The sequence below is a fragment of the Streptomyces echinatus genome (assembly GCF_014203595.1).
Taxonomy (GTDB): domain Bacteria; phylum Actinomycetota; class Actinomycetes; order Streptomycetales; family Streptomycetaceae; genus Streptomyces; species Streptomyces echinatus.
Genome location: NZ_JACHJK010000003.1, coordinates 682,291 through 707,421 on the forward strand (window position 1 = coordinate 682,291; position 25,131 = coordinate 707,421).

At 74.2% G+C, this 25,131-nt stretch carries 20 protein-coding genes; 11 read left to right on the forward strand and 9 right to left on the reverse strand.

Annotation, left to right across the window (positions count from 1 at the left end):
* The first annotated feature begins 107 nt into the window (after window positions 1-107).
* A complete protein-coding gene (locus tag FHS34_RS11825) occupies window positions 108-1,511 on the forward strand; it encodes a hypothetical protein (RefSeq protein WP_184963971.1) in 1,404 nt (467 codons plus the stop codon).
* Here FHS34_RS11825 and ykgO read toward each other — a convergent pair.
* Genes ykgO through rpmG form a run of 3 tightly spaced genes read right to left on the reverse strand, consistent with a single transcriptional unit; the run spans window position 1,492 to window position 2,120 of the window.
* A complete protein-coding gene (ykgO, locus tag FHS34_RS11830) occupies window positions 1,492-1,614 on the reverse strand; it encodes a type B 50S ribosomal protein L36 (RefSeq protein ID WP_184963973.1) in 123 nt (40 codons plus the stop codon). The genes FHS34_RS11825 and ykgO overlap by 20 nt on opposite strands.
* A 36-nt stretch (window positions 1,615-1,650) precedes the next feature.
* Complete coding sequence (locus tag FHS34_RS11835) at window positions 1,651-1,911, reverse strand: type B 50S ribosomal protein L31 (protein ID WP_184963975.1); 261 nt, start codon at window positions 1,909-1,911, stop codon at window positions 1,651-1,653.
* A gap of 44 nt (window positions 1,912-1,955) precedes the next feature.
* The gene (gene rpmG / locus FHS34_RS11840) at window positions 1,956-2,120 is read right to left on the reverse strand and encodes a 50S ribosomal protein L33 (protein WP_184963977.1); all 165 of its coding nucleotides are present in this window, start codon (window positions 2,118-2,120) and stop codon (window positions 1,956-1,958) included.
* A 329-nt stretch (window positions 2,121-2,449) separates the two neighbouring features.
* Between rpmG and FHS34_RS11845 the strand changes: the two genes are divergently transcribed.
* From FHS34_RS11845 to FHS34_RS11860, 4 genes are all read left to right on the forward strand, one after another.
* Window positions 2,450-4,039 (forward strand): PP2C family protein-serine/threonine phosphatase, encoded by a 1,590-nt coding sequence (locus FHS34_RS11845; RefSeq protein WP_372478552.1) that lies wholly within the window; start codon window positions 2,450-2,452, stop codon window positions 4,037-4,039.
* On the forward strand, window positions 4,036-5,130 hold the full coding sequence (locus FHS34_RS11850) for a cobalamin B12-binding domain-containing protein (RefSeq protein ID WP_184963981.1): 1,095 nt from the start codon (window positions 4,036-4,038) through the stop codon (window positions 5,128-5,130). The genes FHS34_RS11845 and FHS34_RS11850 overlap by 4 nt, the downstream gene beginning before the upstream one ends.
* A complete protein-coding gene (locus FHS34_RS11855; protein ID WP_184963983.1) occupies window positions 5,127-5,498 on the forward strand; it encodes an STAS domain-containing protein in 372 nt (123 codons plus the stop codon). The genes FHS34_RS11850 and FHS34_RS11855 overlap by 4 nt, the downstream gene beginning before the upstream one ends.
* Window positions 5,499-5,632: 134 nt before the next feature.
* Entirely contained in the window at window positions 5,633-6,025 is a 393-nt protein-coding gene (locus tag FHS34_RS11860; RefSeq protein ID WP_225817357.1) for an STAS domain-containing protein, read from the forward strand.
* A gap of 165 nt (window positions 6,026-6,190) precedes the next feature.
* On the opposite strand, the gene FHS34_RS11865 is transcribed toward FHS34_RS11860, so the two are convergent.
* Window positions 6,191-6,685 carry an ATP-binding protein gene (locus FHS34_RS11865; protein WP_184964320.1) on the reverse strand — a complete coding sequence of 165 codons (495 nt, stop codon included), beginning with the start codon at window positions 6,683-6,685 and terminating at the stop codon, window positions 6,191-6,193.
* Between the two features lie 411 nt (window positions 6,686-7,096).
* Complete coding sequence (locus tag FHS34_RS11870) at window positions 7,097-7,582, reverse strand: MarR family transcriptional regulator (protein WP_184963985.1); 486 nt, start codon at window positions 7,580-7,582, stop codon at window positions 7,097-7,099.
* 136 nt (window positions 7,583-7,718) lie between these two features.
* Between FHS34_RS11870 and FHS34_RS11875 the strand changes: the two genes are divergently transcribed.
* Window positions 7,719-8,879 (forward strand): PP2C family protein-serine/threonine phosphatase, encoded by a 1,161-nt coding sequence (locus tag FHS34_RS11875; protein WP_184963987.1) that lies wholly within the window; start codon window positions 7,719-7,721, stop codon window positions 8,877-8,879.
* 18 nt (window positions 8,880-8,897) lie between these two features.
* Here the strand turns inward: FHS34_RS11875 and FHS34_RS11880 are convergent, their stop codons facing one another.
* Complete coding sequence (locus FHS34_RS11880; RefSeq protein ID WP_184963989.1) at window positions 8,898-9,467, reverse strand: MarR family winged helix-turn-helix transcriptional regulator; 570 nt, start codon at window positions 9,465-9,467, stop codon at window positions 8,898-8,900.
* Window positions 9,468-9,632: 165 nt separating this feature from the next.
* Between FHS34_RS11880 and FHS34_RS11885 the strand changes: the two genes are divergently transcribed.
* Window positions 9,633-10,877, forward strand: a complete 1,245-nt coding sequence (locus FHS34_RS11885) for an LmeA family phospholipid-binding protein (RefSeq protein ID WP_184963991.1) — start codon at window positions 9,633-9,635, stop codon at window positions 10,875-10,877.
* A 137-nt stretch (window positions 10,878-11,014) separates the two neighbouring features.
* Here the strand turns inward: FHS34_RS11885 and FHS34_RS11890 are convergent, their stop codons facing one another.
* Window positions 11,015-13,006 carry a CASTOR/POLLUX-related putative ion channel gene (locus FHS34_RS11890; protein ID WP_225817358.1) on the reverse strand — a complete coding sequence of 664 codons (1,992 nt, stop codon included), beginning with the start codon at window positions 13,004-13,006 and terminating at the stop codon, window positions 11,015-11,017.
* Between the two features lie 643 nt (window positions 13,007-13,649).
* On the opposite strand from FHS34_RS11890, the gene FHS34_RS11895 reads away from it, so the two are divergent.
* Both FHS34_RS11895 and FHS34_RS11900 read left to right on the forward strand, forming a co-directional pair.
* Window positions 13,650-13,850 carry a DUF6229 family protein gene (locus tag FHS34_RS11895; RefSeq protein WP_201814736.1) on the forward strand — a complete coding sequence of 67 codons (201 nt, stop codon included), beginning with the start codon at window positions 13,650-13,652 and terminating at the stop codon, window positions 13,848-13,850.
* Window positions 13,851-14,058: 208 nt separating this feature from the next.
* Window positions 14,059-16,887 (forward strand): type 2 lanthipeptide synthetase LanM family protein, encoded by a 2,829-nt coding sequence (locus FHS34_RS11900; RefSeq protein WP_221508783.1) that lies wholly within the window; start codon window positions 14,059-14,061, stop codon window positions 16,885-16,887.
* Between the two features lie 34 nt (window positions 16,888-16,921).
* Here the strand turns inward: FHS34_RS11900 and FHS34_RS11905 are convergent, their stop codons facing one another.
* Window positions 16,922-18,664 carry a serine/threonine-protein kinase gene (locus FHS34_RS11905; protein WP_184963994.1) on the reverse strand — a complete coding sequence of 581 codons (1,743 nt, stop codon included), beginning with the start codon at window positions 18,662-18,664 and terminating at the stop codon, window positions 16,922-16,924.
* A 228-nt stretch (window positions 18,665-18,892) separates the two neighbouring features.
* On the opposite strand from FHS34_RS11905, the gene FHS34_RS11910 reads away from it, so the two are divergent.
* Window positions 18,893-22,642 carry a family 78 glycoside hydrolase catalytic domain gene (locus FHS34_RS11910; RefSeq protein ID WP_184963996.1) on the forward strand — a complete coding sequence of 1,250 codons (3,750 nt, stop codon included), beginning with the start codon at window positions 18,893-18,895 and terminating at the stop codon, window positions 22,640-22,642.
* Between the two features lie 180 nt (window positions 22,643-22,822).
* Here FHS34_RS11910 and FHS34_RS11915 read toward each other — a convergent pair whose 3' ends face one another.
* Window positions 22,823-24,430 carry an FAD-binding oxidoreductase gene (locus FHS34_RS11915; RefSeq protein WP_184963998.1) on the reverse strand — a complete coding sequence of 536 codons (1,608 nt, stop codon included), beginning with the start codon at window positions 24,428-24,430 and terminating at the stop codon, window positions 22,823-22,825.
* 71 nt (window positions 24,431-24,501) lie between these two features.
* On the opposite strand from FHS34_RS11915, the gene FHS34_RS11920 reads away from it, so the two are divergent.
* Window positions 24,502-25,098, forward strand: a complete 597-nt coding sequence (locus tag FHS34_RS11920; protein WP_184964000.1) for a TetR/AcrR family transcriptional regulator — start codon at window positions 24,502-24,504, stop codon at window positions 25,096-25,098.
* Window positions 25,099-25,131 lie beyond the last annotated feature (33 nt).

Consider the following 25,131-nt stretch of genomic DNA (forward strand, 5'->3'; position numbering starts at 1 on the left):
CGGCACCGGCGCTCCGGGTGACGGGCGCTGCGGGTGACGGGCGCCGGGATCAGTCGTTTGCCCTACGGAACGACCATCCTTCTTGTCCCGTCACCCGTAAGAGTCACATGATCATGCTGAAGCGCCGGGCACCGCTCGCCGCCCACGACCCCCGCCCGCCGGACGTCCGCCCCACGGAGCCGCCGCGCCGACGGCTTCGGCCGCGCGCCGTGCCGACGGCCCTGGCCCTGGCCGTCACCGCGGTGGTGGCCGTAGGGGCCCTTCCGCCCGACGCCGGCCGCCGGACCGAGGCCCCGGGCCCGGCGGCCCGGGCCGACGCGGAGCGCGTGCGCCGGACCCCCGCCGACGCATGGCCGCACTCCGCGCGGCTCGATCTGGCCGCCTGGCCGGCGCGCGGGCGGCGCACCGGCGACACGGCCCTGCTGGCCCGCGCCCTGCGCGCCTGGACCGATCCGGCGTGGCGGGGCCGCCGGTCGGTGGAGCCGGGGGTGCGGGCGGGGGGTCCCCGGTCCTCGGCGCGGTTGCTGTTCGCGGACGACGTCGACGGCCGCGCGGTGGTCCTGCTGCAGGACGGCGATCGCACCGTGCGGTACGGCGAGCCCCTGCACGGCGGTGCGCCGGAGCTGGCCGCGGCCCTCACCGAAGGCGCGGACGTGACGACGGCGGCCGTGGTCGTGGCCCGTTCCCCGCGTTCCGTACGGCTGTTGCTGGCACCGTGGATCACCTCGGCGGCCGTCCGGGACCTGCGGGCGCCGGCCACGACGCCCCGGGCCGTCACGCGCGACGGCAACGGCGTCACCGAGCCGGTCGCCGTGGCACCGGCCCACGGGCCGTGCCGCCGCGTCCCGGCCGTTCAGCTGAGTTCCTCGCCCCGGACGGCCGCACAGCCGCCCTCGTCGCCCCGGTTCACCGGCGACCGTGCCTTTCTGCTCGCCGATCTCGGCGGACTGGTGCCGGCTCGTCTGACGTACCTGCCCGCCGTGCGGCCGGGGTCCCGACCGCGGCCGGCGCGGGAGGCGGCGAACGAACAGGGTCTGGGCGGGTGGGTGGCCTCCGCCTGCCGTCTGGCCGGGCTGCGCGGACAGGGGGTGCGCAGCGTCGGTCACTGGGCGTTCGCCACGCAAGAGCTGCCCGAGCGGGCCGGGACCGCCACCTGGGTGTGTACCCGCGCCGACACGTGGCGCGGCACGGACAGCGTGGAGTACCTCTTCCTCGCCGGGCGCGGCGCACCCGCGCGCGTGGTGGGCCGGGACCGGGACACGGCACAGTGCGGCGGCCTCGGCCGGATCGTGCTGGCGCACACCGAGTGGCGTGCCCCGTCGGGCACCGTGTACCTCCTCGCCGCGGGAAGCCGGGCCGTGACGCGTCTGGAGCCGGCCGCACCGGTACGGGGCACCGGTGGCGGCCGGCTCCTGGCGGTGCCGGTTCCGGGCGGCCGGCCCGTGGGGGTCACGGGCCGGCTGCCCGACGGCACGAGGGTCGGCCCTCCGCTCAGCCCTGCCGGGCCTTGAAGCGGGGTTCCGTCTTGTTGATCACGTAGGTCACGCCCCTTCGGCGCACCACCTGGGCGCCGGGGCGGGACTTCAGTGCGCGCAGGGACTTGCGCACCTTCATGTCCGTCTCCTCTCCGTCGTGCGGTCGCCGGCCTCTTCAGCCGCGGGCGGGCGCGGTCCGGCCGTAGCGCCGTTCGAAGCGCTCGACGCGGCCCTCGGTGTCCAGGACGCGGGAGGTGCCGGTGTAGAACGGGTGGCTCGCCGAGGAGATCTCGACGTCGATCACCGGGTAGGTGGCGCCGTCCTGCCACTCGACCGTCCGGTCCGAGACGGCGGTGGAGCGGGTCAGGAACGCGACGCCGGCGGCGCGGTCGCGGAACACGACCGGGCGGGACGCGGGATGGATGCCGGGCCTCATGGGGTTGTCCTTCCTGTCGGCTGTCCGGAAACGTTCGGTCGGGGTCAGCGCTCCTCGCGGAAGAGGACGTGCTGCCCGGCCACCGGGTCGTACTTGCGCAAGGCGAGCCGGTCGGGGTCGTTGAGCCGGTTCTTGCGCGTCACGTAGGTGACGCCGGTCCCGGCCGTCGACTTCAGCCGGACGACGGGACGCGCGGTGCTGCGTGCCATGGGGCCCTCCTTTTCAGGACCGACACCACCGAATTGATCAGTGCATGTCAGTCACACGGGCTACAACGGTTCCGGCCCCCCGGGGCATTCCCGGCCACACGGCTTCCCTCGGCATGGACCGCCCGGCTTCCCCGCGCCCCCCGGAGCGGCTTGCGTCGTGCGGCTCGATGCGGGACTGTTGCCGGAAGACATCTGTTGTCCGTCGCAGAGAGGTGGTGGGGCGCGTCCGAGGCGCGTCCCCGTGTGTGTTCGGTTCCAGCGGCTCGCCCGTAGACCCTCGCAGCGCCGCGGTCAGCATCGGCGCGGCCTGGGCTCATGCCCCGTACCCGGTGATCGTCGCGGACCGGGACGGTGCTCTCGTCGAACTCAACGATGCCGCACAGCTGCTGTGGTCGGACGCCGTCCGGGGCGACCAGCTGCTCGACACCGTGCCGTCCTGGCTGGCCGAGGCCCACGGGAGGTTCGCCGACGGCGCGCCCGAGGGCTCGGGACAGGCCGCGGGCACCGTCTACGACCGCTTCTTCGAGGCCCATCCCACCCCGGCGGACGACGGGGACGTGGTGTGGTGGCTCGTCGACGACACCGACCGGCGGCTCGCGGAGGCGGCCCTGGCCGGTGCCCGGCAGCGGTCCGCTCTCCTGGCCGACGTCTCCAGCCAGTTGCTGTCGACGCTGAACGTGACCCGGTGCATGGAAGCCACGGCGCGCATGGCCACCGATCACCTCGCCGAGGCCGCCCTGCTCGTCGCCCCGCCGCAGGGCCGCCGCCACCAGCTGACGTACGCCTACCGGGGCGGCCCGGTGACCCGGGCGACCGCGCCGGTCGACGTGCACGCGGTGCCCGGACTGGCCGAGGCCCTGCAGGGGTTCCCGCCGGTACCGGCGCGCTGGATCAACCCCGCCGACCTGCCGGGCTGGGTGCAGCCCGCAGGCTTCGCCGGACCGGTCGGCTCGGTGATCGTCGCCCCGCTGCCCGGTCACGGTGTGCCCGCCGGTGCCCTGATCCTCCTCCGTTCCAGCGGCGAACAGGCGTTCAGCGGCGACGAGGAGCTCTTCGCCCGGCTCTTCGCCGCCCGCGCCGGGGCCGCCCTCTCGGCCGCCCGCCTGTACACCGAACAGGCCTCCATCACCGCCACGCTGATGCGGGAGCTGCTGCCGCCGCGGCTGGAGAGCGTGCACGGGGTGGAGTACGCGGGGGCCTACCGCCCGGCGCGGGACAACGAACGGATCGGCGGGGACTTCTACGACGTCCACCCCGGCACCGGACCCGCCGAGGAGACGCTGGTGGTCCTCGGGGACGTGGCCGGCAAGGGCCTGGACGCGGCGGTCCTGACGGGCAAGATCCGCAACACGCTGCACGCGCTGCTGCCGCTGGCCACCGACCACGAACGCACACTGACTCTGCTCAACAGCGCCTTGCTGTCCTCCCACCACACCCGGTTCGCCACCCTCGTACTGGCCTCCGTGCGCCGCCGCGGCAGCAAGGTGGAGCTGCGGCTGACCAGCGCGGGGCACCTCGCCCCGCTGATCGTCCGCGGCGACGGCACGGTCGAGGAGACCGCGACGCGCGGATCCCTCATCGGCGCCCTGCCGAAGGTCACCTCCGCCACCGCCCATGTGACGCTGCGGCCCGGGGAGACCTGTCTGCTGTACACCGACGGCGTCACCGAGGCCCGCGGCGGCCCGCTCGGTGACGAACTCTTCGGCGACCACCGGCTCAAGCGGGTCCTGGCCGAGTGCGCCGGCATGCCGGCCGAGGCGATCGTCGAGCGGATCCAGATGCTGGCCGCCCAGTGGGTGGGGCCGGGCAGTCACGACGACGTCGCCACCGTGGCCATCAGCGCGCCCCGGGCCGCGGATCTGACGGTGGTGGGCGGCCAGAGAAGCGCCGGCGGCACGACGTACAGGAGGAATGGGTGAGCGCTCCCCCGGCGATCGGGACCGAGGCCCTGGTGGACGAGTTGTGGTGGGCCGTGACCGACTGCGACGAGTTCACGGCCGTCGACGTCGTCCGCCGCGCCCGGGCCGACGGGACGGACGAGGAGACGCTGCTCCTCGACGTGATCGCCGCCGTACAGGACAGGGTCGGCACGGAGTGGGCCGCCGACCGCCTGACCGTGGCCCAGGAACACGCCGCGACCGCCATCAACGAACGCGTGATCACCGCCCTCGTGCACGACCGGCCGCCCGTCGGCGCCCCGGACCGCGCGCCCAGGGGCCGCGTCACCGTCAGCTGCGTCGACGGGGAGTGGCACGCCCTGCCCGCTCGCCTGGTCGCCGAGGTGCTGCGGCTGCGAGGCTGGCGCGTGGACTTCCTCGGCGCCCGGACCCCCACCCCGCACCTGGTCTCCCACCTGCACAGCACCAGTTCCGAGGCGGTGCTGCTGTCCGGCTCGCTGCCCACGCACCTGCCCCCCGCGCACGCCGCCATCACCGCGTGCCAGGCCGTCGGCGTCCCCGTCGTCGCGGGCGGTCGCGCCTTCGGACCGGACGGCCGCTACGCCCGCGCACTGGGCGCCGACCACTGGGCGCCCGACGCGCGTGCCGCGGCGGCCGTGCTGGAGGAGGAGCTGTCGGCGCCTCATCGGGCGGTGACCCGGCAGGTCATGGACGACCTGCCGCATCTGACCGACCAGGAGTACACGTTCGTCGCCCAGTCCCGCGGCCGCCTCGTCCGACAGACGCTGACGGGCCTGGAGAATCGATTCCCCGCACTGCGCGCGTACAGCGACGCGCAGCGCGAGCGGACCGCGGAAGACGTGGCCCACATCGTCGACTTCCTGGCCACCGCCCTGTACGTCGACGACCCGGCCCTCTTCACCACGTTCCTGTGCTGGACCGCCGACGTCCTGGAGGCGCGGCGGGTGCCGGCACGCTCGGTGAGCGCCGCGCTCGCCGTGCTCGGCGAGAATCTGCACGACTTTCCCCGTGCCCTCGGCCTGCTCGCGGACGGCACCGCCGCCCTGGCCGCCCGTCCCCTCCCTGCCCCCGGCCCCGGCAGAGAAGCATGACCGCCCTGCCACCACCCGCCCTGCGCCTCACCGTCACCCACGGAGCCCACGAGCTCACCGTCGACGTCGCCGGTGACCTCGACCTCGACACCGGCGACCACCTGGTCGAGACGGTCACCGAGCACCTGGCCCGCCGTCCCGAAGTGCGGGGCGTCCGCCTGGACTTCGCCGAGCTGGCCTGGATCGACTCCGCGGGCCTCTCGGCGCTGCTGATGGTCCACCGCCGCGCCTGCGCGGCCGGCCGCGCCCTGCACCTGGACCGCCGTCCCGACCTTCTCGAACGCCTGCTGCGCCAGACCGGCACCCTCGACCACCTCACCGCCCGGCCGGGCCAGGACGAGGACGCCACCGGCACGAACACCACCTGACCTGCGGCCGGGGCCGCCGGACACGCGGTGGGCACCACCTCCAGGTCGCCCCGCGTCAGGAATACTTGTCCAGAGGCAACTTATGGTCCGGACGGGGTAGGAGAACCGCGCAGGGCCACACGGCGGAGTGCCGTATGGCCACGGACCGAGGGCACGAGGACGACGGAATGCAGTGGGAAAGCAGGGCTACCGTGAAGGTGACCTGCCACGGCCGAGTCTTCGAGATCGCCGTGCGCGGCGAGGTCGACTACGAGGAGAACGACCTGCTGCAGGCCGCCTGGGCCGAGGCGGACGAGGCGGCGCTCCCCGTGACCGTGGTCGACCTCACCCAGGTGACGTTCGCCGACAGCGGGCTGCTCAACGCGCTCCTCGACTCCTGGCGCCGCCACCGCGACGCCGGCCGCGAGCTGATCCTGCTCGGCCCCTTCCATCCGACGGTCGAGCGGCTCTTCTCCCTCACCGGCACCTTGGAGCACTTCACCATCACCGACTCCCGCGCCCGGGCCATGCGCACGGACGACGCCTGAGGCGCACGACGGGCTGGCGAGGGCATTCACGACCCGCACGGATGTCCGGTGAAAGGAAACCGGTAAGGAGGCTCGCCGGCGCCCTCGGCGTGCCGGACACCGGGGGTGTCGACTGGATCCGCCGCGTCCTTGAGATCGGTGTGGCGGCCGTCCCGATCGCCCTCGTCAGCCCGCCGTGGGCCCGACGGCACGCCTGACCCCCGCCCCTCCGGCCCCGTCGGCCAGGGCGATACGGGCTGTGACACGCTTGCCCACCGGTTCCCGCCGCGCCTCGAAATTCTGGACGACCGCCATCACGATCTCCAGACCGTGCTGCCCGACCCGGCCCGGGTCGGCGGCCCGTGCCACCGGCAGTGCCGGATCGCTGTCCCACACGGCCACCTCGACCAGGCCCCCGACGATCCGCAGTTCCATCAGCACCGGACCCGGCGCGTACTTGCGGGCGTTGGTGACCAGCTCACTGACGACCAGCCGGGTCAGCTCCATCGCCCGGTCCGACACCGGCAGCCCGTACTCCCGCTGGACCCGGGCGAGGAAGTCGGCCGCGTGATGCCGGGCCTCGGCGATGCACGGCCCCTGTCCGTCGAGTGGAACGATCTCGTGGATCGGCTCCGAGCCGGTCACACCCTCACCGCCAGACCCTGACGTCACCGGCTCCATTCGTGTGCCCCCGTTCATGAGCCCACGCTTACCCGCCGATGAACGGGACATGCCCGGGCCCGCCCGGGCGTTTGCCGGGGCGGCCAGGGGGCGGCGGGCGGCCTCCGGACGCGGAACGGGTGAGGGCCGCCCGGCTGGACACCGTACGCACGACTCGGTCACCGAACGGCCGTCGCCGTCCCGGGGGTACCCGGACGCCCGGGGTACGCGGACACTCGGGGTGTCCGGCGCCCCAGGAGTGAGGAACCGGCAGGCAGTTGCCGTTTGACAACTATAGTTGCGAGACAACAAAGTAACCGTGTCGGACGGACATGGGGAAGGATCTGTGATGTTCCGGTGGACGCAGGCCCCCGCGTGTTCCGGCCGCTCGCGCCGAGAGGCGGCGACGGGCCCGGCACCGCGCTGCGCGCGTCAGGCTGTTCGGCTGCCGGAACTCTCGGCGTCGTCGTGTATCTGTGCCGCCGCCGCGGCGCAGAACGCCTCCAGTCCCTCCAGCAGGGCGGCCCGTTTGGCGGCCGGCATCAGCGTCAGGACCTCCTGCAGTTCCCGCTCCCTGCGGGCCCGCAGGTCGTCGAGGAAGGCACGTCCCCGGCTGCTCAGGTACAGCCTCACCTCGCGCCGGTCGGTGGGACTGACCGCGCGGTCGACGAAGCCGGCGGCCTGGAGCCGGTCGCACAGCCGGCTGGTGGACGGCGGGGTGGAGGCGAGGGAGACGGCGAGCGTCCGCAGGTTGATGCCCTCGTGGTGCTCGAGGATGAGCAGCACGCGCAGCTGGGACGCGGAGGCGGGCGCGGTGGACGCACGCCCCCAGAGCACTTCCAGTAGCTCACCGGCCGTGGAGGTCACGCGGGCGACCTCGTCGGGCTGTGGCAGGTGTCGGAAGGCAGTCACAGTCACACTCTCGCAGGCTCCGGGACGGTTGCCAGCCTACTAGGGACGCGAGCCGACGACAGATGTCCCGTACGTCCGGCGCGGACGAATCGAGCGCCGCCATGCGACCGGAATCCGACAAAGGATTGGTGTTTTTTCCATCGTGAACAGATTCGTGACCGCCGAACGCGCCCTGCGCACGGCGGCACCGTACGAGTTGATCGACGCCGTACGGCGCGTGCTCGTCGAACAGTACGCGGCCCGGTCCGCCGAGCTGTTCATGGTCGACTACGGCCTGACCGTGCTGCAGCCGGTCTCGGCGCTGCCCCACTCACCCGAGCCGCTGCCGGTCCACGGCAGCACGGCCGGCCGCGCCTTCGCGGCGCAGGAGCCGCTCGTCGAGCCGGACCGGGACGGGCTGGTCCGCGCGCATCTGCCCGTCACCGTGCGCGGCGACCGGCTCGGCGTGCTGTCGGTGACGCTGCCTGAGGGGGAACTCGCCCGGAACGGACGGGCTGAGCTGTGCGAGATCGCCGAAGTGCTCGGCCACGAGATCGTCGTCGCCGACCGGGACACCGACCTGTATCTCCAGGCGCGCCGCAAGGACCGGCTCACCCTGGCCGCCGAGATGCAGTGGCAGCTGCTGCCCGGCTGCTCCTGCAGCAGCCCGGAGTACGAACTGGGCGCACAGCTCGAACCCGCCTACGCGATCTTCGGTGACAACTTCGACTGGGCCGCGACCGCGGACCGCCTCATGCTGTACGTCACCAACGGGATGGGCGAGGGGATAGAGGCGTCCCTGCTGACGAATCTGGCCATCAACGCCCTGCGCAACGCACGCCGGGCCGGTCTCTCCCTCGCGGACCAGGCGGCCCTGGCCGACCAGGCGGTGTACGCCCACTACCAGGGCCGCTCCTACCTCTCCGTGCTGATGTTCGACTTCGATCTCGCCACCGGACGCGTGCGGGTGGTGGACGCCGGTTCCCCGCAGATGCTGCGGCTGCGCGGCGGGACGGTGGAGCGGGTCACCTTCGACGCCCAGCTGCCGCTCGGCATGTTCGAGGAGACCGACTACGTGACGCAGGAGTTCCAGGTGGAGCCCGGCGACCGGCTGGTCTTCGTCAGCGACGGCGTGTACGCGGTCGCCGACCCCAAGGGGGAGGCGTACGGGGACGCCGCACTGGCGCGGGCGATCCAGTCAACCCGTCTGCTGCCCGCCGCCGAGGTTCCGCGCGCCCTCCTGCGGGAGCTGTCCGGTCACCGCGGCCGGCCCCTCCCGGACGACGACGCCCTGGTGGTGTGCCTGGACTGGCACGGACGCTGACGAGACCCCCGCCCGGCGTCACATCCCCGGCCGGCCGGAGCCGGGCACCTCGTCGCTCCGGCCCCGGTCGCTCGCGGCGGGCCCCGGGTCCCGCCGCTCCGCGTCGGGGCCCGGCAGACCCTCGTGCAGCGCCGCCAGAAACGCCCGCAGGCCCTGGCTCAGCGCGGCCCGGTCCGCCGGTCCCATGTCCCGCAGTACCGCCGCGAGCGTCCGCGCCCTGCGCCGGGCCACGTCACCGAGGACGCGCCGCGCCTGCGTCGTCAGGGTCAGCCGCACCTCGCGCCGCTTGTGCGGGTGCAGCACACGCTCCAGCAGGCCGGCCGCCTCCAGCCGGTCGCACAGCCGGCTCGCCGTGGGGAGCCCGATGTCCAGCCGCTCCGCCAGGGCGGTGAGATTCAGCCCCGGCGCCGTCTCCAGCGTCCGCAACGCCCGCAGTTGATGCAGCGACAGCCGCAGCGTGGGCGCCTGTGCCGCCAGCGACCAGACCCTCGTCAGGCTCTCCACGGCATCGGCGACCTCCAGCGCGGCGGCCTCCGCGCCCTCACCCACACTCGTACGGTCGTCACCGGGACCACCGAGACGGGTCACGAAAACATCACTTTCAGTAATCCCCGGGCTCAATGACGCCCCTCTCACTGCGGCTGGTACCCGGTCGGGCCGACCGCAAGCAAGACAGGCGGTCCCAACTGCCGTACATCGCCCGTGGAATGCGGGGCTTGCGCATCCGGTAGGAGTATGTGATCAAATCTACCGATGCGTACCCCCCACACATCGACGCATCAAGCCTTCCAGTCCGACGGGCCTGCCCCGGAACCGGTTCCATCCGCTCCCAGCCCCTACGACGAACTGGCCTCGCTGGCCGACGATCCACTGGAAGACCTCCTCACCGAGGACCCGGCCCCGAGCCCGCGCGAGGACGACGCCGAGGAACCCTGGTCACCCCCCGACCACCGGCGTCGCAGTCGCCGCCGCAACCGCGCCACCGGACTGCCCACCCTGGCCAAGCTCGTCGTCTGGGTGCTCACCCTCGCCTGCCTCGTGACCCTCGCCGACCGCTGGGCGCTGCTCTACGCCGAACGCCAGGCCTCCGAACGGCTCAAGGACCAGCTGCACCTGACGGCCGCCCCCGAGGTACGGATAGGCGGCTTCCCGTTCCTGACGCAACTGGCCGCACAGCGCCTGGACTCGGTCCGGGTCACCGTCCCCGGCGTACCGGCCGAGCGGGTCACCCTGACCCGGGTGACGGCCAGCGCGGACGGGATACGCCTGCACGGCGACGGTCCGACGGAGCTCAGCGGCGCGCTCGTCCGGCGGATACACGGGCATGTCCTGCTGTCCTTCGCCGACATGAACCGCGAGCTGGGCGCCTCTGAGGTGTCCTTCTCGGCCCACGGACGGGGCGGGATCCGGGCCCGCGGCGCGCTGCGTGTCGCGGGACACGACCTGCGGGTGCGCGCCGACGCCGGCATCCGGCGCGACGGGCAGCGCGGCATCGCCGCCTCCGTGAACGGCATACGGCTGGACATCGGCGACCTCGCGACGTACCGGCCCGGCACCGGGCCCGACGAGGGGCTGCACCTGACCCCGGCCTCCGCTCGCGCGGTCACGCGGGAGACGGAGAAGATCAAGGCGCTGCTGAGCGTCCCGGAGATCGTGCGCCGTCTGGGTGTGCCCGACAGGGCCGTACGCGCCGCCCTGCGCAGCGAGGACGAGCTGCACCGGCTCACCGGCGCGCCGCGCTTCCTCCACGACCTGACCCGGGTGAACCTCCTGGACGCGGCGCTCGCCCATCCGGAACTCCTCGAGCGGCTGGGCCTCGACCTGTCCCTCCTGACCGCGCTCACCAAGCTCACCCGGCCCCAGATCGCCGACCGTTTCTCCTTTTCCTTCCGGCTTCCGAAGCCGCCCTCGGGGGACCTCCGTCTGCAGCGTGTGACGGTGGGGAAGGACGGCATCCACGCCGACGTCGGAGGCACGGGGCTGCTCCTGGGACGCTGAGGCCGCCGTACCGCCGGTTTTCCCGGGCGAGGGGAAGGCTCCGGTCGCCGGGCTCGCGGAACGCCTCGGCCCGCGCCTCGGGCGACGGACGGTGGCGACGACGCGCACGTGCCTCGCTCCGGCGCCGGACCCGCGTGTCACCCTTCCGGTGAGCCGCCCGCGGGCGCGTCGCTCCCCTCCGTCTCCCGTCTCGTCCGGGGCACCCCGCCCCGTGTGTCGCCGCCGGGGCCGGGCGGGGCGGGAGTCGCCGAGACCACCACGATCTCGTCCCCGGCCGCCCACAGGCGCCGCTCGGACTTGCCGGGGCACAGTCGGATGCCGTCGTCGCGACACGCGGCGTACGGAACGTGCGCGCGGTAGCCGATCGCGTAGTCACCGCGGCGGAGCGCGGCGGCCACCACCGTCGCGAAGGTCGCCTCACGGCCGGGCCGTACGTAGCGGCCGACCGGACGCAGCCGGAGAGCGCCGCCCCGGGTGGCGAACAGCTCCTCGAACACCGGCGCGAGTGCGGGGTTCTGGGAGATCTGGGCCATCAGCAGGGCGGTGAGTTCCCCGCGGACCACGGCGTCGAAGGCCCTGCCCAGCGGGGCCGCCGTCCGGCTGCGGTGGTCGCACAGCTCGGCCACCACCGGCAGCGCGCGCCCCGCCTCCTCCTCCCGTGATCGCAGCATCAGCAGGGTGAGCAGGGCCCGGTCGTCCGGTCGCCGGAGACCGGCCCCGGCGTCCGGTCCCAGCACGATGACGCTGTCGTAGCCGAGCACGTCGAAGGTGCGCAGGGTCTCGGGGCCGGCGAGATCCCCGACATGGAAGGCGATGCCGAGTGGTCCTGAGTCGTCCGGGGCGTCGGCAGGTGTCCGCGCGGTGACGTCGTCCGGATCGGTGACCACGTCGAGGACGGAACCGGGGCGGGCGGTCCGCCGCAGCAGGTCCACGACCAGCGGCGCCCGGCGGTTCCAGCCCAGCAGCAGCACGCGCGTGGGACCCGCGGGGCCCGGGGCCGACGGGGCCATGGCGGCCGGGTCGACGAGCGCGCGGCAGTCCGTGGGGAGTACGGGAGTGTCGTCGTGGGCGACGACGACCAGTCGGTCCCCGGCCCCGAGGACGGTCTCCGGGCCGGGGGTGAGAACGGGACGGCCGTTCGCTCGCAGCAGCCCGACCACGCAGGCCGACTCGAAGCGCAGGGCGGCCTCGGCGAAGGACAGCCCCACCGCTTCCGGGGCCGCCGCGAGGAGATGGAACTCCGCCCCCGCGAAGTCAAGGAGGTCACGCAACACGGCCGAGAGCCCCGGGCGGCGAGCCGACTGCACCAGCAGCCGCGCCGTGGTGAGATCCGTCTCCAGCACCACGCCCCGCGAGCCGGCCGCCAGGCGCGCGGCGTGCAGATAGCGGCGGCCCCGCACGGCGGCCACCACCGGTGGCCCGGTCTCGCCACCGAGGAGGGGCCGCAGCGCCAGCAGGGTCCGTACCACCTGCAGGTCCGCGTCGGTGTCCTCGGCGGGCAGCACGAGTACCGAGCCCGCCGAGCCCGGGGCCACCAGGGCCAGGGCAGCGGGGTCCGTCAGCGGTCCGGTACGGCAGACCAGCCGGGTTCCGCGTGCGCCCGGCGTGGCGGCGAAGGCCTCCTCCATCGCGGCCTTGTCGTGGTCGGCGAGCACGGCCACCACCCCGCCCCGGCCGCCGCGCGCCGCGGACAGCTCGGCGACGACCGTGAAGATCTGCTCCGACCAGCCCAGCACGACCGCGTGTCCGCGCTCCAGCACCGTCGAGCGGCCCCGCCGCAGCTCCGCCAGCCGGTCGCCGAGGCCCGTGGTGATCACCCCCACCAGGGTCGACACGCACAGCAGGGCGATCAGGCCGAGCAGTACGGAGAGCAGCATCCGCGGCGGGGCACCGGTCGCGACCCCGAGCCGCAGGGTCTCCGCGCTGGTGCGCCACACGGCCGTGAGCCGCCCGGAGAGCGAGCGCGGCGCGTCCGGGTCCATCCACACCAGCAGGGCGCTGACCGGTACGACGACCACGAGACAGCCCAGGGCCAGCCAGCCCAGCAGCGTCCCCGTACTGCGCGCCAGCCGGGTGTCGAACAGATAGCGCGCCCGGTCCCATAACGAAGTCCGCCGCCGTCCCGTCACATCAGCCCCCTGACACCCGCTCACGGTCTCCCGTGTCACAGCGTGTTGGCCGGACGCTCGCGACACGCCGTGCGACCGGGCTATTCATCCGTTCGGGAGGCCGGCCCCGCGGGCTCGACCGACGGAGGAACCGCGTCCGCGCGGCGAGGGTGCCCCTCCGTGGGCCGGCCACCGTGGGGCGGCCCCGATCCGTCCTCGCCACGCTCCTCACCGCCGTCGCCCTGCTGACGGTGTGCACCGGGACGCCTCGGCAGGCGGTCGGCCGGCTGCCGTCACCGGCGGTGAGGTTGCACCAGACGTACGCCTCCCGTACCGGCCCGACGCGGTGCTCACCGTGGTCCTCGTCGGCCGGGGCGTCCACCGCGGCAGTCTCCGGCACCGGCGCCAGTGCGCTGTGGAGCTCACGCTGAAGGGCGGGAGCCCGTGGTGGCGGTCCGGTGGTGGCGACGCCGGGCCCCGACCCGGTGTGCGCGCCTCCGGTTCCGGGGGCCGCGCCGGGCGCCGTCACGGCCGTGTCGTCCGTCCGCCGGGCGGCCCGAACGCCGCGCGACTGTGGCCGGATTAGCCGTCTGACAGGTCGTCGAACGCCGCGATACTCGGGCCTGGGCAATTTCGCCCCCACTCACGACCTCGGAGGCAACCGATGTCTCAGTCCAGTGTGCACACCGCCGCAGTGCTCGAAGCCTGGCTGTCGGGCGCGGAGAGCGCGTACGGCCAGCTGAACCCCGCCGGGCCGCTGTACGTCGGCGGAGCCGCCGCCGAGGCCGCCCTCACCGACCCGAGCGACTCCCTGTACGGCTTCTGTTCCAGCCCGAGCGGGTCCCGCGGCAGCTGGTGCTGCTGACCGCTCGCTCGTCCGCCCGTGCCGCCGAGCGTCGACGGCACCGGCAGGTCCTACCGCGGGGAACCGCGCGCGCTGCCCTGCCCCGGCCGGCTCCGCACACCGGATGCGGCCGCGCCCGGCCGTTCGCGCCGTTCGCGCCGTTGCCTGCGTTTTCCCCGCACGCGCCCGATCGGGTGCGTGTCGCGCCTGGGAGCAGGGAGGGTGGAAGGTGAGCGATTCGGCACCGGACGGAGCGGAGCAGGCGGAGTGGTTCGCCGGGCCCGTACGCGGCATCGCACGGCCGTGGCGGGAGGGCCTGGCCCGGCGTCTGGCGGCCGTGCACGCCCTGGACCGTGAGGAACGGGACGTACTGCTGGAGGCCGGCCACACCGCGCTGCTCACCTCGCTGCACGCCAAACTCACCCGGCTGTTCCTCGTGGAGCTGCACGCGCTGCGCATGGCGCAGGGCGTCGATCCCGCCGGGCCGGGCACGACGGACGCGGACACGGGAGTATGGGCCGCGTTCATCGAACAGGCCGGCGCGGAGGGCTATCTCGACAAGCTGGCCGGCCGCTACCCCGCTGTCGGTCCGCGGGTCGCGACGGTGGCCCGGATGTCGGTCGCGGCCACGGCCGCCTTCGCGGAGCGGTTCGCCGCCGACCGCGAGCTGCTGGCACCGCTGCTCGGCGGGGCCCCGGGCCGGATCCGTGCCGTGACGTTCGGGGCGGGTGACAGCCATGGGGGTGGGCTGACCGTCAGCCGGGTCGACCTCACCGGCGGCATAGTCATGTACAAGCCACGCTCGTCCGAGGCGGACGTCGCGCTCGGCGGGCTGCTGGACGAGCTGTTCGCGGACTTCACCGGGGCCCCGGCGCCGGAGAAGCGGATCCGGGTACCGCGCACCCTCCCGCGCGACGGCTACGGCTGGGCCGAGTTCGTCCGCCACCGCTACTGCGCCGACGAGGCGGAACTCGCCTCCTTCTACCGGAACATGGGGCACTGGCTGGCCGTCCTCCGGTTCACCGGCGGCACCGACATGCACGCCGAGAACATGATCGCGGACGGACCGGTTCCGGTGATCGTGGACGCCGAGACACTCTTCGACGCCCCCGCCCCCTTCCCGACCAGCGGCCGGGGCGACGCGGTGGACGTGGCGGCAGCGGCCATCCGCCGGACGGTACTGCGCACCGGTCTGCTGCCGGTGCGCGGCACCGGGTTCGCGCTGGGCGGCGTGGACATCTCCGGGGCGGGGGCGCTTCCCGGCCAGCAGCCGCTGATCCCCAACCCGGTGATCGCGGACGGCGGCACCGCGGCGGCCCGCTTCGAAGTGGGCATGACGGCGATGCCGACCGCGGGCAACCACCCCAGCCCGACCCCCGTGCTGAGCGCGTACTGGGACCGGATCCTGGCCGGCTTCCGCGAGATGACGGCGCATCTGCGCCGGCCCGGCGTGGACCCCGTCCGGCTGCTCCGTCGCTTCGAGGGGACCCGGGCGCGGCGCATTCTGCGGCCGACCCAGGCGTACGTCGACATCGGCCGGATGCTGTGGCACCCGGCGTCGCTGCACGACGAGGGCGCCGCCGTGGAGCGGGCCCGGGACATCCTGCGGCGCAACGCGGCGGTGCTGCCGGGCGCGCCGACGGACCCGGAGACCATCGACGGCGAGATCGCCGACCTGCTCGCCGGTGACGTGCCGATGTTCGGCTTCACCGTGGACGCGAGCGCCGTACGGACGACGGCCGAGGACTGGCGCACCGCCGACTTCGTGCTGGAGGAGTCGGTGATCCAGGACGCGTTGGTGGGCGCGTACCTGAACGAGCGCTCGCTGCCCGCGCGGGTGCGGACGGCGGCCGAACAGCCGCACGCCCGCGACCGGGAGCGGCGCCGGCGGCGGCTGGCCGCGCGGATGGTGCGCCGGCTGTGCGACGGGGCGGTGCGGGGCGCGGACGGCACGGTCACCTGGATCAGTCCCGTCTTCACCCCGGCGGGCTGGTCCATCAGGGTGCTGCCCGCCGACCTCTACACCGGGCAGGGCGGAGTCGCCCTGGTGCTCGCGGAGTACGTGCGCGAGGTCCGGGCCGGCCGGGCGGACGAGGTGCCGGGTGTCGCCGAGACCCTCGACGGCGCGCTGCGCGTGCTGATCGACACCGAGGAGCGGACGCCCACCCCCTCCGCCGGGGCGTTCAGCGGCGCCGCGTCACAGGTGTGGACGTGGCTGGCGCTGCACCGGGTGCTCGGGGAGGAATGGCCGCTGGTCCGGGCCGCCGAACGGGCCGCGCTGCTCGACGGGCCCCTCGTCGACGGCGACGTCGAGGTGGACCTGCTCAACGGAGCGGCCGGCGGCATCGTGCCCCTCCTCGCCCTCGCCGCCTCGACCGGACAGGACCGCTGGCTGGCCACCGCCGCGCACATCGGCCGCCGGCTGGAAGGACTGGCCACCGTCGACTCCCGTGGGGCGTGCTGGACGACCCGTCTCAACCCCGAGGGCATCGGCGGCTTCGCGCACGGTGCGACCGGCATCGGCTGGGCGCTGGCCCGGCTGGCGCTGACCGAGGCGGGTTCGGCGGCCGAGCGGCGTGCCTGGCACGGCCTGGCCGAGCGGGCGTTCGCCTTCCAGGAGTCGCTGTGGCAGCCCGGCCAGGGCAACTGGCTCGACGTCCGCATCGGTGCCGAGGAGGACTTCTTCACCAGTTGGTGTCACGGGAGCGCCGGGATCGGTGTCGGCATGCTCGACCTCCACCGGCGCGCGGGGGATCCCGCCCACCTGGACATGGCCCGGCGGGCCGCTCGCGCCTGCGCCGCGGAGGGGTTCGGCTGGAGCCACACCCTGTGCCACGGCGACCTCGGTCTCTGGCAGTTCCTCAGCACGCTCGGGTCCGGTGACCCGGACGCTCTCGACGGGGAGATCCTCACCGGTCTGGAACAGCGCGGGCCGGTCGGCGGCCTGGCCCGCGAGGCGTTCTCCCCCAGCCTCATGTCCGGGCTCTCCGGTGTCGTGCACAGCCTGCTGTGCATGCACCGGGAGGCCTCCCTGCCCGATCCCCTGCTCCTCGACTGACCGCGCGCCGGGGGCCGCCCGTGGGCGGTGCAGGTCAGTCGTCCACGGGCACGGCCCTGATCACCTTGCCGGTGCGGTCCGCCTGGAGGTATCCGGTCTGGTTGTAGGCGTTCCCGAGATACACGGACATTCCGGCGGGGGTGCCGAAGGCGTCGTCCTGCAGTCTCAGGAGGAGATAGCGCGTGGTCACCGTGCCGACGTTCAGCTTCTTCCGGGCCTCGCGCAGCAGTCCCGGCACGGCGTCCCAGTCGAACCGGTCGAGGGTGACGGGCTTCGAGCCGCTCGGCAGCGCGCCGCTGATGATGCCCTTCTCCACGCCCTGCCCCGCCCGGTAGGTGTAGGAGTCGTACTTGGTGTCACTGCCCTTCACCATCAGCTCGGCGCTCACGAATTCCGGGTACACGACCAGCTGGCCGAAACGGTCGCGGCCGGTCTCCTTCTCCAGTGCCGCCACGGCGGTGCGGATGCCGGCCGGGGTCAGCAGGTCCGTCCCCTCCTTCACCTCCCCGGCCGGTGAGGCGGAGACGGGGGCCGGTTCACTGGATGGTGCCGCCCCGGTGGTGGCGTCGGTGGAGTGCGAAGGACCGGACGCGCCGTCGGCCGGGCCGCCCCCGTCCGGGCGCAGGGTCCACACGAGGACGCCGGCGACCGCCACGGCGGCGACCGGCACGCTCACCAGCGCCAGGCGGCGCCGGGAACCCTGGCGCACGGGCCGGGTCGTGGACGAGGGACGCGCGTCCTCGGGTCCCGGTGGCGGCGTGTGCGGGGGCCGGGCGTCGTAGGGCCCCGAGGGCATCGCGGGTGCCGGACCGAAGCCCGGCGCCGTCGGTCCGGGGCCCGTGGCCGGACCGGCGGGTGACGCGGTCCGGTCGCCGCCGGCCGGTACGGGGGGCGGTGGTGGCAGCGGGTAGGAGGTGGGCGTCTGCGCCGCACGGGCCGCGGCCTCCAGCATCCGCTCCAGTTCCGGCGCGTCGGGCCGTGCCGCGGGGTCGCGGACGAGGACGCGGAGCAGCACGTCCCGCAGCGCGCCGGCCCGGACCGGCGGCGGGACGTCCTCGCTCAGGACCGCGGCGAGCGTCGCGAGGGTCGTGCCCCGGCGCAGCGGGTGATGGCCCTCCACGGCCGTGTACAGCATCATGCCGAGGGACCACAGGTCCGAGGCGGGACCGCCGTCGTGGCCCGCGGCGCGTTCCGGAGCCATGTAGTCGGGCGTGCCGATCACCGAGCCCGTGGCGGTGAGGGCGGTCGACTCGCGGATCGCAGCGATGCCGAAGTCGGTGAGCACCGGCCGTCCGTCGGGACGCAGCAGGACGTTGGCCGGTTTCACGTCGCGGTGCTGGATGCCGGCCTCGTGCGCCGCGCGCAGGGCGGCCAGCACCTCGCGCCCCATCAGAGCCGCCTCCCGGGGGTCCATCGTTCCGCGGGCCAGCCGGTCGGCCAGGGAGCCGCCGGTGACGAGTTCCATGACGAGCCAGGGGAAGGTTCCCGGGCCGCCGTCCACGATGTGATGGATCGTCACCACATTGGGGTGGTCGACCCGGGCGAGGGCGCGCGCCTCCCGCAGCACCCGCTCCCGGAGCATGCGCGCGGCCTCCGGGTCGTACTCCGCGAGGTCCGGGGCGGGCGGCCGGACCTCCTTGACGGCCACACTCCGGTGCAGCACGAGATCCCGGGCCAGCCAGACCATGCCCATTCCCCCGCCGCCGAGCCGTCTCTCCAGCTCGAACCGCCCGTCGACAATCCGTCTGCCGCTGCCGTCGCTGCCCGCATCGTTCATGCGCCGGAGCTTAGTGGCCCCCGCCGGCAGCCGGCGCACGGGCCTCTTCGCCGGACAATTCCGGCTGCCGCGGACCGGCCGGAAAGGTGCACCGCAGTCTCTTGACGCCCTCGGGCAACTCTCGTACGTTGCGACCGCACCACGCGTTTGAAACGTTTCAAACCATGCTTCGCCCGTCGCCCGACCGAGCCGCCCCGCCTCGCCCGACCCGAGTGAAGGAGTACTCCGTTGGCCCGTCAGACCACTCCCCCCGCCCCCGGCTCCCCCACCCCCGGCGGCCGCTCCGCGATCAGCCGGCGCCACTTCCTCGGCACCGGCTCCGCGCTGACCGCGGGCGCCCTCGCCGCGGGTGTCGGCGCGCTCTCCGGCCGTGCCCAGGCGGCCGACGGCACCCTCCGGGCGGATCCCGCCGACCTCTCCCCGGCCCACTGGATCTGGTACCCGGAGGGGGACCCCGCCGCCGACGCACCGGCGGAACACCGGTACTTCCGCACGGCCTTCACCGTCGCCGAAGGGGAGGTGACCGACGCGGCGCTGGTCGTCACGGGCGACGACACGGTCGACGTGTGGCTCAACGGTGAGTACCTGACGGGCTCCCCCAGAGTGGCGCACTCCTGGCGCGAGGCCCTGTACGTGGACCTGCGGACCGCGGTCCGGCCGGGCGCCAACACCCTCGCGCTGGCGAGCCGCAACCAGGGCGGACCGGCCGGCGTCATCGGCCGGGTGCGCGTCCTGACCTCCGGCGGCACCACCGATGTCGTCACGGACGCCCGCTGGTCGGCGGGCAAGGAGGCACCCGAGGGGTGGGAGCGGCCCGGCTTCGGCGACGCCGGCTGGCCCGCCGCCCGCGACCTCGGCGCCTATGGAACCGCCCCCTGGTACACCTCGGTCGCGGGCCCCGACCTCACGGCGGCGTCCCCGCTGGTGGTGGCCGCCGGCACCGTGGAACACCGTGCCGGTCCGCTGGGCATCGACACCGCGCGCCCCCGGTTCGGCTGGAAACTGGACTCCTCGGCACCGCAGCAGCGGCAGGCCGGGTACCGGATCCAGGTCTCATCCACGGCCGACGGCACCGGCGACCTGTGGGACAGCGGCCGTGTCTCCTCCCACCGGCAGATCGACATCCCCTACGACGGTGCGCACCTCGTCGGCCTGACCCGCTACTTCTGGCGCGTACGGGTCTGGGACACCCAGGGCCGGGCCGGTTCCTGGAGCGCGCCCCGGTGGTTCGAGACCGGACTGCTGCCGGGATCGGACGAGTGGCCGGCCGCGTTCATCGGCCGGCCCCCGGGACCGGATCTGTCGGGGGCCGGATGGATCTGGTACCCCGAGGGCGATCCCGCGGGCGGCCGCCCCGCCGAGACCCGCTGCTTCCGGCGCACGTTCACGCTGACCGGTGCGCCGGCCGCCGCGACCCTGCTCGTCACCGGCGACGACACCGCGGACGTCTGGGTCAACGGAGCCCTGGTGAGCGCCTCGCCGCGGGTCACCGACTCCTGGAAGAGCGCCGCCGTCGTCGATGTCACCGCCCGCCTCACCATCGGCGCCAACACGATCGCCGTCGCGAGCCGGAACACGAGCCAGTCCCCCGCCGGGCTCATCGCCAAGCTCACGGTGACCGGCGGCCCCACCGTGGTCACCGACGCGACGTGGAAGGCGTCCCGGGACGCGCCGGCCGGCTGGCAGACGCCCGGATACGACGACGGGTCCTGGCCGGCGGCGCGCGTGGTCGCGTCCTACGGCGGTGGACCGTGGGGTTCCGGCGTGCGGGTCGTCGGGCCCGCGCCGATGCTGCGCAAGAGCTTCACCGTGCGCGGACCGGTGGTCTCCGCCAGGCTCCTGACCACCGCGCTCGGCCTCCACGAGACCCGGCTCAACGGAGCGAGGGTCGGCGACCAGGTGCTGGCTCCCGGCTGGACGGACTACGCCAAGCGCCTGCAGTACCAGGTCTTCGACGTCACCGCACGGATCCGGCAGGGCGCCAACGCGCTCGGCGCCTGGCTGGGCAACGGCTGGTACTCGGGCAGCCTGGGCTTCGCCGGCAGCCGGCGGTACGGCACCCAGCCGTGGTACTCCGCGCAGTTGGTCATCACCTTCGCCGACGGCACCACCCAGCGGGTGACGACGGACGGCGGCTGGCGAACCAGCACCGGCGCGATCACGGCGGACGACCTGTACGACGGCGAGACCTACGACGCGCGTCTGCACATCACCGGCTGGGACGGTGCCGACTTCGACGACGGCGACTGGACGCCCGTCACCGTCCGCGACGGGGCCGCACCCCGTACGGTCGCCCAGGTCGACAACGGGGTGAGCGTGCGGCAGGAGTTCCGCCCGGTGCGGATCACCCAGCCGACGCCGGGGGTGTGGATCCTCGACCTCGGGCAGAACCTCACCGGCTGGAACCGGATCGCGCTGCGCGGCGAGGAGGGCACGACGGTCACCGTCCGCCACGGCGAGGTGCTCAACCCCGACGGCACGCTCTACACCGCCAATCTGCGTGCCGCCCGGGCCACGGACCGCTTCACCCTCGCCGGCACCGGGGACGTCGAGACGTACGAGCCCCGCTTCACGGTCCACGGCTACCGGTACGTCGAACTCACGGGCCTGCCGGCCGGCTTCACCCCCGACGAGGACACCGTCACCGGTCGCGCGGTATGGACCGACGCCGCGCAGCCGGGCACCTTCCGGTCCTCCGACCCGCTGCTCGACCGGCTCCAGCACAACATCGTGTGGGGCGAACGCGGCAACATGCTCTCCATCCCGACCGACTGCCCCCAGCGGGACGAGCGCCTGGGCTGGACCGGCGACATCGCCGCCTTCTGCGCGACGTCCACGTTCAACCTGGACACCCACGCCTTCCTCGCCAAGTTCACCGACGACCTGACGGACGCCCAGCAGGCCGACGGCGCCTTCACCGACGTCGCCCCCGCGGTCATCGGCGGTTCCGGCACGGCGGGCTGGGGCGACGCGGGCACCATCATCCCCTACACGCTGTGGCAGCGCTACGGCGACCTGACCGTCGTCGACCGGCACTTCGCGGCGATGGCGAAGTGGGTGGACTATCTGCGCGCCACCGCCGGCGGCGACCTCATACGCGACCGGCAGACCTACGGCGACTGGCTCAACGTCAACGACGACACCGCGCAGGACCTCGTCTGCACGGCCTACTTCGCCTGGTCGGCGCGCCTGGTCTCCCGCATGGCCGCGGCCACGGACCGGCCGGCCGAGGCCGCGTCGTACGGACGGCTCGCCGACCAGGTCGCGGCGGCCTTCACCGCGCGCTTCGTCGCCGGCGACGGAACCGTCCGCGGCAACACCCAGACCGGCTACGTACTGGCCCTGGCCTTCGGGCTGCTCCCCGCGTCGCTGGTGCAGCCGGCCGCGGACAAGCTGGCCGCCCGGGTCGCCGCCGCCGGCGGCCACCTCAGCGTGGGCTTCCTCGGCGTGGAGAACCTGCTGCCCGTCCTGGCCGACCACGGCCATGCCGACACCGCCTACCGCGCCCTGCTGCAACGCGGCTTCCCCGGCTGGGGGTACATGATCGATCACGGTGCCACCACGATCTGGGAGCGCTGGGACGGCATACGCGCCGACGGCTCGTTCAACGACCCGGGCATGAACTCGTTCAACCACTACGGGCTCGGCTCGGTCGGCGACTTCCTCTACCGCCAGGTCGGCGGACTGGGCCCCGCCCGCCCCGGCTACGCCGCACTGCGCGTCGCCCCGCGGCCCGGTGGCGGGCTGACCTCCGCCGAGAGCACCTATGAGACGCCGTACGGCGAGGCGGCGAGCGCCTGGTCTGTCTCCGGGAACCGGCTGACCCTGCGCGTGACGGTACCGGTCAACACCTTCGCCACCGTCACGGTCCCCACCTCGCGCCCGCAGTCGGCCGTCGCACCCGCGCAGGCCGTGCCGGCGGGTCCGGCGAGCTACCACCTGCCGGCCGGGACCTACACCTTCACCGCGGCGGTCTGACCGCCGGCGAGGGTGCACCTGCGGACCCCACTACCGGAGGTGCGACGCCGGCCCGGCCACCGCGGGTCGTCCGCTCGGGGCCGGCGAACGGCCCCGGACCCCCGCGGCACCCACCCGGTCCGCGGGACGGTCCGCGGGACGGTCGGGCCGGACGGTCCGCGGGACGGCGTCCGCCGGACGTCAGGGCGCCGGAAGGAGCACTCCCGGGTTGAGGACACCGGCCGGGTCCAGGGCCGTCTTGGCGGCCGACAGCGCCGCCGCGAAGGGGCCCGGGCGCTGCCGGTCGTACCACGGGCGGTGGTCGCGCCCGACCGCGTGGTGGTGGGTGATCGTGCCGCCCGACGTCTCGATCGCCTCGGACACCGCGGCCTTGATGTGGTCCCACTGGGCCACGGCGCTGCCCCAGCGGCCGGGGGCGTACACGCCGAAGTACGGCGCGGGCCCGTCCGGGTAGACGTGGGTGAACCGGCAGGTGACCACGCCTGTTCCGGTGACCTCGCGCATGGCCTGCCGCGCCGCCTCGGTGACCGCCCGGTGGAGCGTCTCGAAGGTGTCCCAGGTGCACGCCGTCTCGAACGTCTCGGCGATCACCGAGTGCCGGGCCAGCGCGTCACGCTGGTAGGGCATCCGCAGGAACGACGAGCGCCATGTGTCCACGGCGGAGCCACCGCCCGCGTCCTCGCCGGGCTCTCCGGCGCGGGCGTCCCCGCCGGTGGCGGCGGACGGCTCCCCGCCGTGGTCCCGGCACAGCTCCAGGGCCCGTTCCAGGCTGTGGTGCACCGGGTGGTCCGCGGACTCGAAACCGAGCACGAGTACGCCGCCGCCGACGCTGACGCCCGCGTTGATCAGTGCCTCGGCCGCGTCCAGCAGCCGGCAGTTCGCCGGGTTCAGGCCGCTCTGCGCGATGGCCCGGGTGGCGGCCACCGCCGCCGCGTAGTCGCCGAACCGCACCGACGCCCGGGCACGCCGGCGGGGGCGTTCCTGAAGGCGCATCCACGCCTCGGTGATGACGCCCAGCGTGCCCTCGCTGCCCAGGAAGAGCCGGTCCGGTGACGGCCCCGCGCCGGAACCCGGCAACCGCCGCGACGCGCTGACCCCGGCCGGCGTGACCACCCGCATCGATTCGACCAGGTCGTCGATGTGGGTGTACAGCGTGGCGTAGTGCCCGCCCGCACGCGTGGCGAGCCAGCCGCCGAGCGTGGAGAACTCGAACGACTGCGGGAAGTGGCGCAGCGTCAGCCCGTGCGGCCGGAGCTGGTTCTCCAGGTGCGGCCCGAACACACCGGCCTGGATGCGCGCGGCCCGGCTCGTCCCGTCGACCTCCAGGACCCGGTCCATGCGCTCCAGGTCCATGGTGACCACGCCGGGGTGGCCCTCGCAGCGCGGCTCCACGCCGCCGACCACCGAACTGCCGCCCCCGAACGGGATCACGGCGATGCCCTCACGGCCGCACCAGTCGAGGAGGTCGGTCACGTCGCGCTCGTCGCGGGGCCGCGCCACCAGGTCCGGCACATGGCGCAGGTCCCCCTGCAGGTTGCGCACGATGTCCCGGAACGCCTTGCCGTGCGCGTGGGCGGCCCGGTCGGCCGGGTCGGCGGAGCACAGGGCGGCGAGTGAGCCGGGTGGGGTGACGCGGGGGGCGGACAGGCCGAGCGAGGCGATGCCGGGCGGCTCGTGATCGGTCAGCTCGCCCGGCATCAACGCCGTCACACGGTCCAGCAGCGCCCGCAGTTCGGCTCCGCCGACCGCGTCCTCGACGTTCCCCCAGCCCCACCACGACCGTGTCATGACGCAGCACTCCCTGAATTGACCCTCGGGTAAATTACTTGCGGGTCACATGGTGGGGTACGCTGGCCCGCATGAGCAAGGCCGGAACCAAAGGCGTCTCCCGGGCGGACCGGGAGCGGCAGATCGTCGACGTGGCCGTGGAGGAGTTCGGGACGCACGGTTACGCGGGGGTGTCGGTCGCCGCCGTCGCAGGGCGCGCGGGCATCTCCAAGCCCCTGGTCTACAGCTACTTCGACTCCAAGGACGGCCTGTACCTCGCCTGCGTCCACCGGGTGGGCGGCCTGCTCGTCGACGCCGTGGCGGCCGCCCGGTCCCGCAGCGGCTCGACCGGCCATGCGCTGGACACCCTCGGCGCCGTCTTCGGCACGGTCGAACAGCAGCCGCACGCCTGGTCCGTCCTCTACGACCCGGCCCTGCCGCCGCTCGGTGAACTGCGCGACGCCGTGGGCCGCTACCGCGGGCAACTCGCGGCCATGGGCGCCGCGGGCGCCGCCCAGCTGCTCGGCCGCGCCGGACACGACGATCCGCTCGACCACCAACTCCTCAACGACGTCTGGCAGTACGCCGTGACCGCCGTCATGCGCTGGTGGTCGGACCACCCGGACCAGAGCGCGGCCGAGATGACGGCCCGCTGCGCACGTCTCCTCGCCGCGCTGGGTGCCGACTGATACGTTTTGCACCCTTGTGCACGGATTGCGGCC